The 10089-nt window shown below is 46.5% G+C and carries 13 protein-coding genes; 1 reads left to right on the forward strand and 12 read right to left on the reverse strand.

All coding sequences use genetic code 11. The features are described 5' to 3' along the window. Positions 1 to 93: 93 nt before the first annotated feature. The 8 genes from J8L97_RS21380 to J8L97_RS21415 all read right to left on the reverse strand — a co-directional run bounded on the left by J8L97_RS21380 (position 94) and on the right by J8L97_RS21415 (position 8129). Positions 94 to 1071, reverse strand: a complete 978-nt coding sequence (locus tag J8L97_RS21380; RefSeq protein WP_211052657.1) for a contractile injection system protein, VgrG/Pvc8 family — start codon at positions 1069 to 1071, stop codon at positions 94 to 96. Between the two features lie 2 nt (positions 1072 to 1073). Next, the gene (locus J8L97_RS21385; protein WP_211052659.1) at positions 1074 to 1277 is read right to left on the reverse strand and encodes a tail protein X; all 204 of its coding nucleotides are present in this window, start codon (positions 1275 to 1277) and stop codon (positions 1074 to 1076) included. Continuing rightward, positions 1267 to 1668, reverse strand: a complete 402-nt coding sequence (locus tag J8L97_RS21390; protein WP_211052661.1) for a phage tail protein — start codon at positions 1666 to 1668, stop codon at positions 1267 to 1269. Before J8L97_RS21390 ends, J8L97_RS21385 begins: the two co-directional genes overlap by 11 nt. Continuing rightward, positions 1658 to 5800: a phage tail tape measure protein gene (locus J8L97_RS21395; RefSeq protein WP_211052663.1), complete on the reverse strand. Its 4143-nt coding sequence runs from the start codon at positions 5798 to 5800 to the stop codon at positions 1658 to 1660. The genes J8L97_RS21390 and J8L97_RS21395 overlap by 11 nt, the downstream gene beginning before the upstream one ends. Before the next feature lie 328 nt (positions 5801 to 6128). Beyond that, positions 6129 to 6374 (reverse strand): phage tail assembly protein, encoded by a 246-nt coding sequence (locus tag J8L97_RS21400; RefSeq protein WP_211052665.1) that lies wholly within the window; start codon positions 6372 to 6374, stop codon positions 6129 to 6131. Then, on the reverse strand, positions 6375 to 6566 hold the full coding sequence (locus J8L97_RS21405) for a hypothetical protein (protein WP_211052667.1): 192 nt from the start codon (positions 6564 to 6566) through the stop codon (positions 6375 to 6377). A gap of 1 nt (position 6567) precedes the next feature. Next, positions 6568 to 7086 (reverse strand): phage major tail tube protein, encoded by a 519-nt coding sequence (locus J8L97_RS21410; protein WP_211052669.1) that lies wholly within the window; start codon positions 7084 to 7086, stop codon positions 6568 to 6570. Then, positions 7086 to 8129 (reverse strand): phage tail sheath subtilisin-like domain-containing protein, encoded by a 1044-nt coding sequence (locus J8L97_RS21415; protein ID WP_409455177.1) that lies wholly within the window; start codon positions 8127 to 8129, stop codon positions 7086 to 7088. The genes J8L97_RS21410 and J8L97_RS21415 overlap by 1 nt, the downstream gene beginning before the upstream one ends. Between J8L97_RS21415 and J8L97_RS23705 the strand changes: the two genes are divergently transcribed. Continuing rightward, entirely contained in the window at positions 8053 to 8235 is a 183-nt protein-coding gene (locus tag J8L97_RS23705) for a hypothetical protein (RefSeq protein ID WP_247688769.1), read from the forward strand. The two genes, J8L97_RS21415 and J8L97_RS23705, sit on opposite strands and share 77 nt — an antisense overlap. Before the next feature lie 29 nt (positions 8236 to 8264). On the opposite strand, the gene J8L97_RS21420 is transcribed toward J8L97_RS23705, so the two are convergent. The 4 genes from J8L97_RS21420 to J8L97_RS21435 form a co-directional block, all read right to left on the reverse strand. Then, positions 8265 to 8654: a hypothetical protein gene (locus J8L97_RS21420; RefSeq protein WP_211052673.1), complete on the reverse strand. Its 390-nt coding sequence runs from the start codon at positions 8652 to 8654 to the stop codon at positions 8265 to 8267. Positions 8655 to 8669: 15 nt separating this feature from the next. Then, positions 8670 to 9347, reverse strand: a complete 678-nt coding sequence (locus J8L97_RS21425; protein WP_211052675.1) for a hypothetical protein — start codon at positions 9345 to 9347, stop codon at positions 8670 to 8672. A 2-nt stretch (positions 9348 to 9349) separates the two neighbouring features. Beyond that, the gene (locus J8L97_RS21430) at positions 9350 to 9886 is read right to left on the reverse strand and encodes a phage tail protein (protein ID WP_211052677.1); all 537 of its coding nucleotides are present in this window, start codon (positions 9884 to 9886) and stop codon (positions 9350 to 9352) included. Beyond that, positions 9883 to 10089 (reverse strand): hypothetical protein (locus J8L97_RS21435; RefSeq protein WP_211052678.1); only part of this gene is annotated, 207 nt, incomplete at its 5' end. The genes J8L97_RS21435 and J8L97_RS21430, both read right to left, overlap by 4 nt.

A 10089-nucleotide genomic window follows, 5' to 3' on the forward strand; every position in this document is an offset into this window, starting at 1 on the left:
CTGATGCCGCGCGCGAAAACTTAGCGCGAATTGTGCGAAAACTGCGAATTTTGCAATTTTGAATAGTTGAAAGAGCTTTTGAATATTTCAAAGCTATTTATTGGGTGTTTCAAACTCAATCGACAGGGTTAGACCTGAGCCTGATAGTTCATATTGGGTTCGAGTTACAACCCACTCACCTTGAATGCCATCTCTGAGTCCTTGCAGCACTAATTTACTTTCAGCCAACACATTGAGGTTATCGCTTGTACATGGCATCGAGAGCGAGCCAGTAGATGTGCCTCTTTTTAATGCTGAGAGCTTGGCTTTAGCTGCCCGTGTTGCGCTTTCTTCGTCATCATACGTGTGCTTTAGTTTGAATACAGGCTCATCACTACCTACGTTGACTGTCACTTGTTCACCAGTGCTATGGTCATGCCAAAACGCTTGGGTGCTTTGGTATTTTCCTCTATCTGCCATTACCACTTGTATGTTGCTTGTTTCGTCTTTTTTTACCACTACAGAGGGCAATTGTTTACCACTTGCGGTTTTAGAGTCGCCTTTGGTGGTAAACAATAGATGTGAGGTGGCAACTTTACCCACAGCGTCGTGCTCTTTGGCTAACCGAGTGACCAGGTGTAAATCGTGCTCGTTTGTCTGATCTAAATGCGTAATTGGCAGACTAGCTAGCGTTGGTGCAATGGCGAGGGTTAATCCGTTTCTACCTGCAACAATTTCTAATATGCTGCCTAGTGTCTCATTATCCCAACTGCCTGTTCGTCGTTCCTTGAGTGAGGTGCGCATGTCTGCCGCTTTAGCACGTATTTCAATAGTGTCGGGGCTGCAAGAGAGAATTAACTCATCTACCGTATACAGTCCTTTATCAGCTATTTGCTTATCAATACCTATCAAAACAGCCAGCTCAGCCCCTTGAGTCGGTAGCTCAAATAGATTGTCTCTGTCATCTAATACAATTGCTAACGTGTCAGAGTCTAAACCAGCCTCGTCGGTTATGCTGAGAGACAACAACCTGTCGGCAACTTTGCTCGTGATGTCTACGCTATCCGCGATTATTTGAAATGTTGGTCGCATTGTTAATCCCACAACTTAATGGTTTTTTGTTGTGCTTGTGTTTGTACTTCTGGCAGTTCAATGACTGTACCTGCGGGTAATTTAGCTGGTTGATTCGCTAATGTTGGATTTGCGTTATAAACAGCCTCAACAGTGCCGTTTAAATGACCGTAGTGTTCGTAACAAATCGTGTCTATACGGTCATTGTCCTTTGTTCTATATAGCATCATCTTCCCCGTAATATTTTAAAGTGATGTTGAACTCTATTTTTTCAGGCACACCCGCTACTCGAATATCTGTTTGTGTTTCTTCAATGCGGGTGATCACATAGTTGCCACGCACGTAGCCCAACCCATCTACTAACAACAAAGGCTTACCCTTTATCGCTTCAGCTCGCATTGCTTCAACCTGAAACAACCCACCGTTAAAGTGAGGGTAAATTGTGCCCGTCATTGTTACTTCGTCGAAGCCTGGGCCAACGTATTGCATTGCAGGTGTTCTGGCTAATCTATCTTGTGACTGCCAACGATATTCGCTGACTCGCCTAAACTCAGAGTACGCAGCGGTAGGTACTGAATAGCGATATTCACCTAACGCGATCATTACATCAGACGTCATATAACTTACCTCGTTGACTTTGTGCTTTTCGTTTATCTATTTCGCGCATAATGCGATCAACCAGTGCTTTTTCGTTCTCACCTGGTTGCTGATTAATGGTCACATACCAAGTGTGGTTTTCGTGGTGCTCAACGATCTTATGTTGATCAGGTTTGTTAGGCTCTTCACGTTCATTGCGCTTGCTTGCTCGGTTGAGTCGTTCTAAATATGGGGTTTGCGGTTCACTAGGCTCAACCTGAGCGTTAAATGATGCAGAGCCTTTAAACTTCGGCAATGTATGCTGTGCAGTCGGTTTTAACTGTTGTCTGATTTGCTGACTTAGTGCATTAGGCGCAGCGGATTTTACTGGCTGCAATTGCTGTACAACTGGCTGTGTTAGCACGTTGGGCTTAATTGTTGGCACTTCGTCAACCTCAACCCGTCCTTTATACAGCGCTGACCCTTCAACTTTCGACAACGCCGGCTGTGTAACAGGTGCGAATTGTCGTTTAACTTGCTGAGTGAGCGAACCAAGTACGGCAGGCTTTACAGGCTGTAATTGTTGTACAACTGGTTGTGTTAACGCGTTGGGCTTAATTGTTGGCACTCCGCCAACTTCAACTCGTCCTTTATACAGCGCTGACCCTTCAACGTTTGGTAACGTCGGTTTTGCTACGGGTTCTAGCTGTTGTTTTACTTGTTGGGTGAGTGAGTCAGGCGCAGCAGGTTGGGCTGGCTGTAATTGCTGTACAACTGGCTGTGTTAGCGCGTTGGTCTTAATCGTTGGCGCATCGCCAACCTCAACACGTCCTTTATAAAGTGCTGAACCCTCAATGTTTGGTAACGTCGGTTTTGCAACAGGCGCTAGTTGTTGTTTGACTTGCTGAGTGAGCGAACCAGGCGCAGCAGATTTTGCAGGCTGCAATTGCTGTACAACTGGTTGTGTTAGCGCGTTGCTCTTAATCGTTGGCGCATCGCCAACCTCAAGACGTCCTTTATACAGTGCTGAGCCTTCAACGTTCGGCAACGTCGGCTGTACAACAGGTTCTAGTTGCTGTTTGACTTGTTGAGTCAACGAACCAGGCGCAGCGGATTTTGCAGGCTGCAATTGCTGCACAACTGGCTGTGTTAGCGCGTTGGTCTTAATCGTTGGCGCATCGCCAACTTCAACTCGTCCTTTATAAAGTGCGGAACCCTCAATGTTTGGTAACGTCGGTTGTGCAACAGGCTTTAATTGCTGATTGACTTGTTGAGTGAATAAACCAGGTTCAGCGGATTTTGCAGGCTGCAATTGCTGTACAATGGGCTGCGTTAGCGCGTTTGGCTTGATTGTTGGCACTGCGCCAACCTCAACCCGTCCTTTATAGAGTGCGGAACCTTCAACGTTAGGCAGTGTCGGCTGTGCAACTGGCGCTAGTTGTTGTTTAACTTGCTGAGTAAGCGCACCAGGCGCAGCGGATTTTGCAGACTGAATTTGCTGCATTATAGGTTTATTTGGGGTTGCGCTGTCTGCTTGCAAATCACTTGCCATGGCTGGCGTAACAGCCATCGTGCTAGCCAGTGCGATTGGTTTAACTAGGCTTGTACTAGGCTTTTTCTCTTCATCATCACCAAAACCAAACCAACCGCCAACACTGCTGATTGTATCGCCCAATTTGCCAAATGCTGAGAGTGTTTTTTCTATAAACCACAAAGCTGCTCTAAATGGTGTCGTTACTATATTCACTAGCCCACCAAATACAGCTCCAACAGTCTGCCCAGCACTTGCAAATCCCGCTAGCTCATCGCTTACCATATTCACTGGGGTGAACAAATTCGATACCCAATTAAACACAGTGCCGAGACCATCGCCAATCCAGCCAAGTAGCTTACCAACTGGGGTCAAGCTGCTTGTTAGCGGCTTTATCGCACTTACAAACCCATCCCATAGGCCACCCATAAACGCCTTTATGGGCTGCCAGTACTTGTAAACGAGTACCGCACCAGCCGCTATCGCCATCACAGCCCAGCCAATTGGCGTTGTTAGTAGCGCGGCTCCCATCGCTTTTATACCAACAGCAACAGCGGGTAATGTGACAGTCGCAAACGTGACTAAACCCGTTTTTAGTGCGCCCAACTTACTGCCAAATGCGAGTATTCCAGAACCAGCACCTAATGCATTTGTTGTTGCCGCCGTCGCGGCAGCGGTGGTATTAAATGAGGCGAGATTAAACCGCCCCATAGTCACCATGGCACTGAGTGTTTTAACTGCAATACCTGCTTTAATCCAACCGCCAGCTAAAAATGTAGATGCATAACCCGCTGCAATAGAGGTTACTTTAATCATTGCTAAACCAACGGCTAGGCCAACCACCACTTTTGTAGCGACTGGGAACGTATGCGCTACCGTTGCTATGCCATCAACTACAGTACCTAGCGAACCAGCAACCCAGTTAACAGCAGGTAGTAGCACTGAACCAATGTTGACGCCGAGCCGATTAACCTGATTCTTTAGTAATGTCAGGCTGTTTGCTGTGGTGTTGCTTCTTACTGCAAACTCTTTTTGCATTGAGCCTGCATAGTCACCTTGCTTTGAAACTAAGCTGAGTGCTTTTTTATAGTTATCTAAACCACCCACCAACTTAGCCATATCATCGGCATATTCAGCACCGAACATATCGGCCAACACGCCCGTTACATCATCGGTTTTTTCCAGCGTCTCTAAAAATGAAATGAGCGCGCCTTGGGCGTCTTCTTCTATATTCTTCTTCAGCTCTGTGGCACTCATCCCGAGAGTTGATAGCCCCCTCTGAAATGACTTACTTTGTTTGTCTGCTGTCTTTAACTTCAGCAACAACGCATTGATACCCGTTGCAGCCACTTCGGGTGGGGTCTTTAGCTCCAAGAACGTCGCCCCCAACGCGCCAACTTGCTGTGCTGTTAAACCAAATAGCTTGGCCGTACTGCCTGCGCGATTGGCAATATTGAGCATGTCTTTTGCCCGGGCATCCATTTTATTACTTAAATGGTTGTAGGCATCGCCCAAACTGACAACTTGCGTTTGATTGAGTTTGAAGATGGAACGCATACCTGTCATCGCCGCCCCAGCTTCACGGCCCGACATATCAAATGCCACGCCCATTTTTGCCGCATCTTGCGCAAATATCAGCAACTCTTTGCGGGCAATACCTGCTTGACCTGCGGCTGCTACAATGTCGCCAATACCATCGGCGGCCATAGGTATAACCGTGCTCAGCTTCAGCACGTCTTGGCCCATTTGAGCCAGCCCCAGTGGGGTATCAAAATCAACCACCTTGCCAACGTCGGCCATCACGCTTTCAAACTTAACCGCTGCGGCAACAGGGGTGAGCATTGCAGTACCCAATGCCGCCGCATCTAGCATTTGATTGCGGTAGTGATCACGCTTGCTCATCACCGCTTGATGACGTTGTATCGCGTTTTGTAAATCGGCGTACTTACGTTTTAGTGTTGTGAGTGTTTGACCGAGCTGTGTGTGTTTATGCGATAGTTGTGTGGCGGTTATACCGTTTGCGACCATTGTTTTACGATGTGTATTTAGCGCGCGTTGGCTATCGCCTAATCGAGTTGACAGCTTGTTCAGTTCTTTATGTGCAGCACCGACTTTATTTTTTAGTTTTTGATGCTCGGTTGCTGCTGCCGCCAGCGATTTATTGACTTTGTTTAAGTTGGTTTCAGATTGTTGGAAGGCAACTTTTGTTTGTTGAACTTCCTGTTTTGCCGCTTTAATAGCGGCCGTCATCGCTTCTGTTTTGGTCTCTGCATCACTGTGTGTTTGCTTGAGTCTTGCTAGCTTTTGCTGTGCTTTGGTGTATGCGTTTTTCGCATTGATTGTTGCTATGGCTGTATTGTCAGCCGATTTTGCTAATTGAGTGTGTGCAGCTTGCGATTGCTTCAGTTCAGTTTGGTATTGCTGCAATTTACTACGCGCTGACTCAATATCAGCGCGTGTTGTCTTTAGCTGTTCACTAACTGTTTTAAATCCACTAATCGCGTTTGATGTAGATTCAACCTGTTTAACCGTTTCGCCCAATCTGTTAAATTGGTTTACACTTTGACCAATGACGGTTTTAAAACTACCAGCTAAGGCTGCACCTATGACGATTGAAACTGCTAACGACTTACCGACTGCCATAATAAATACCTGGTTAAATTACATTGAGAAGCTGCTAAATTTTAAGGCTCTATACTCCATCAGTTTTGTAGGGGCGTTCACCTATATGCTGATTGCCTCCGATTTGATAGCTGCCCTAATTGGTGCGCCAGTATTAGCGGCGTTTATTACGCTAGGTTTCTCTTTGATTGTCTTTGTAGTGGGGATCATGATTCTGATCCCCCTTGGAATGTGGCAGCTAGCTCGTAGTATTTTATTGCCTCTTCAGCCGACATCTCTAACCACTCACCAATCCCGCCTCCCGTAAAATGGGCTAGCGCCAAAACTAGCCCGCGGATCTCAACTTCGTTTAAGACAAAAAATTGCGAAACGTATTTTGCACCTGTTGATAATCAGACAAATCTAACTCATCCATAAAATCGGGTGCTTGCTCACATAAATTCGCAAACATATCTTTTTCGGACTCCGCATCAGACTTGCCGCTGGTCATTGAGCGCAATTGATCCTTGAGCTTAGGGCGGCGCATGGTCAACGTATTGACTTTTTCACCCTTATATTCAATAGGGAATACTAATGTGATGGTTACTGTGCTCATTTATTTGTCCTCATTTTTCGTTTGACGAGATTTCGTTGTTGGCTTTTGCTCTGAGAGCTTACCAGCGGCCAGCCAGTTGGCAGCTTGGCGAGGTGTAAGTTCTATCGTACCGCCAGAGGCATATGCTTTGTGCCCATGTACGACAGTTTCAACTACATCAAAGATTTGTTTTTTTGCTTGTTTTGTTTGCATGTTATAACTCCAAAATTCCGCGACGTTGCGCGAGCATGTCAACTCCGTCAATGACTTGTACGTTGTTGAGCTGGTCAATTTCAATGGGGGTTTGACCGTCATACGTTAATTTGTAATATGTGAGTGTGGCTTTGAGTTTTATCTCACCTGGCTTTTTACGCTCCCATGTTCCGAAGTCAATTTCAGTCCAGCGGCCAACCATGACGACTTCAAATGCAATTTCCTTGGCATTACTTTCTGATTTAAATGAACCTTTAACGCGCAGCTTTAAACCATTAATGTCGAGTGTGCCAAAGTTTTTAAAAATGGCGTTGTTAGGTTCAGCAATTACCAGTTCGCTTAACTCTAGTTTGTCTTGGCCCATATCCAGCTCAATTGGCCCAGCCAGTCCGCTGCCCATGTAATCCTCTGTGATACGCGTCAACTTGGGTAACTGAATAGACACACCACGGCCGCCATAGCCTTCACCATCAATAAAGACGTTAAAGTCTTTCAGTGTATTTGGTAGTTGAACAGCCATCAGAAAATCTCCTCTAAATATTTGTCGGTCATACGTGAGCGGAATGTAATAGACTCAGCGGGGTACACAGGGGTAAAGTCAAAATCGAAATACGTTTTACCCTGTGCAATCTGGCTCGGGGTGTTGAGTTCTGGATCGGCCCAGCATGAGCCATTCACAATCGCACCAATTGCTTTTAAGTGACGCAGGAATGCGTTAACACCCTCAACCACTTCTTTGAAATAGGTTTCGCCCGATACACCCTTATCAACCGCCCATAGATGTGCTGCCAGTAGTGAGTCGTTGATAATGTCTGCGGTACGCGCAACGCATTCGTAAATCCACTTTGGATCTGCTGAGCAGTTTCGCGGTCCCCACACGCGATAGCCTTTCTCATTGATGATGGTGCCGACGTGCTCTTTGTTGAGCAAATTAGCACGGCTCGCAACATCACCCAACTCAAAGTCAATATTACGCGTGGTGCCGACCATTCCGTTGACCAGCTTATTACTGATTGAGTGCCAGAATCCTTGCTCGTTATCCACTTTGGCACGCACACCTGCGACTCTAGCGCTGTTGGGTTGGCTAATTTCGCCATTGCTCGCCGTGTCCCAGACCCGCACCCATGGGTCGCACAGATACAGGCGCTTAGAACCAAACTTGTTACGCAGAGTGATAGCATCGGCATCAGATGTATCAGGGCCGCTGGCGTAAACCATCGCACGTAACTTGTCAGCAATGCTGACCATTTCGGTTATCACTGCTTCAATATGATCAAACCCTGGTGCAATCAAAATACGGGGTTTCACACCCAACGAGCTTTTAGCAGCACGTAGGGCTTGCAGGCCAGTGTACTGCTGAGTTGCTGCATCAACACCGCCAATCACATTGGATTGCGTTTCAGCGGCACTTGCACCTTCGGGCACACGAACCACTACAACGACTGCGCCGCACTGGTCAAAAATCGCATCGAGTGCTTGGGGCAAGGTGCCTTTACCATCGTTTGTCATATCAAGTTTGCCCGCTTCCAATCTGCTGCCCGCGATCAGTGTTGGCGTGTTCAGTGGGAATGCATCAGCGTCAGCATCGGGGGCTGTGCCGACAACCCCAATGACTGAGGTGGATGCGACTTGTATTGGGCGTGGACCATCGTTTAATTCAATGACCTGAACGCCGTGTAAATATTGCGTAGACATAATTTACTGCTCCTGTGCTGCAATCAGTATGTCAGCCACAGCTGTTGAGCGTTGTTTTATCTCTGCAACGACTACATCTTGACCTTTGTGTTGATATGGAAATTTAACTATGCCAGTGTCAACGTCATTGATAGTACTGCCCAACAAATCATTGATTGGTTTCGCCGCGTTGCGAACGTCTTCCAAACTCTGTGCTGTGTTGAGTGCTGAGCACAGTTTGGCAACTTCATAAATGAGGATTTGCGCCGCATCTGCGGTTGTGCCAAGCAAACTTGTCGGATCAAACCCTAAGCTCAAGAGTTTTTTGCGGACTTCACCTTTTTGTGTTTCGCTTGTCTCTAGTTCTTTAAGTCTGAGTGCATTACGTTCGATGTTCTCAATTGATTCTGTCATTTGTTTGCTTCCTACTTATTGGATTGGTAAATTTGATGAGACACCGAGCGTAAGCGACTGCTCTTCAGATGACCAAAGTTCGCTTGTAGAGACCATCTTGGCTGTGTCTGTATAGAGTTTAAATGTTGCATCAAAAAGAGGTTGTCTCTGAATTTGCACGTGTAAATAATCTAAGTGCGTTGCTAAGTTAATTTCGACAAATGTTTTGTCTCCCAACCCTGTTTCTGCATTATTTTGCAAACGGACATCGGTCACATAGTGATTAAAGCCAAAAGCAGTACTGACAACCTGGAAAATATTTGTATAGTCCTTAAATATTTTCATCTCAATCAGCATAGGCGCATGTGCTCCTCCGACTGTCGCTAACGTTATTGTAAAAGCTCCACGGTTTCCGAATTCCCCTAATCTGATCCAACCGCTTGATGGAAGCGGAATCGATGTATAAGTAGTAGGGTTATAGCTTTCACTATGAGTTATAAGCGAGCTTACCTGCGCCGTAGCTGTGTTTACTGAATCATCAACCGCAGACATCTTTTCTGAAATGTTACGGTCAACTTCCCCCATTTTCGCTGCCACAGTGCTATTAATCGCACTGAGTTTGCTGGTTACTTCATTGGTCAGTGCATCACTTGCTGTGACAAGTTCTGCGTTTGTTTGCTGCAATTGTGCAACGGTTTGTTCGACTGTTGGCATTTCTATACTCCTAATGTCATGAGTCTGTCGTTAAGTTTAATTTCTCTTAAATTTGTTTTGAGTTGTGCGGCGGCCATGCGAGTTTGTGCGTCGCACATGGCAATAAACTCAGCGCCGTAAAACATGTTGATGTCACCTGTGGTGGTTACATCAATGGCTGAAACAGGCACTGCGCTCAGTACGAGGTCGAACCCCTGAATGACTGTGCTCAGTGGTGTTTGATAAAACAACGTGTTATCAGGGTGTGACCACGCCGCAAACAAGGTGCCGTCTTCTAGAAAAAATCCCACTTCACGCACAGGGTATTCACTGGTGCTTTTAAACTGAGCGGTGATATGTATTTGCCCAGGGCCTGCATCTGCTACGCTCACTACTGGCGAGCGGTCACGCTCGTTGCGCAACGCTGCTTGGTCACGCGTGGGGGTATAACCCTCGGTGCCCACTGCAATATGGGTAATGTCGATATGAATGCCTGAATCTTTGGCATTCGCGGCGGCATTAATGCCAGCCTGTGTGATTATCGGGGTGTAGTCGCTCATTGGCATACCATCCTATTCTGTTGAAAACAAATTGTGTTTAGGCTCGCAGCAATGCAGTGTGAGCTGTTCGATAATGTGTTGTCTGGTGAACCTGAGAATTGTGCGTGAGCATTGGCTACAGCACTCAGCGCGGACTGAATAATGTGGTCGCTGGTGTGCAACGAATTATCAGGTGCGCCAGTTAACTCGGCTCGACTATTGGC

Source organism: Pseudoalteromonas sp. MMG012, assembly GCF_018100875.1.
Classification (GTDB): domain Bacteria; phylum Pseudomonadota; class Gammaproteobacteria; order Enterobacterales; family Alteromonadaceae; genus Pseudoalteromonas; species Pseudoalteromonas aurantia.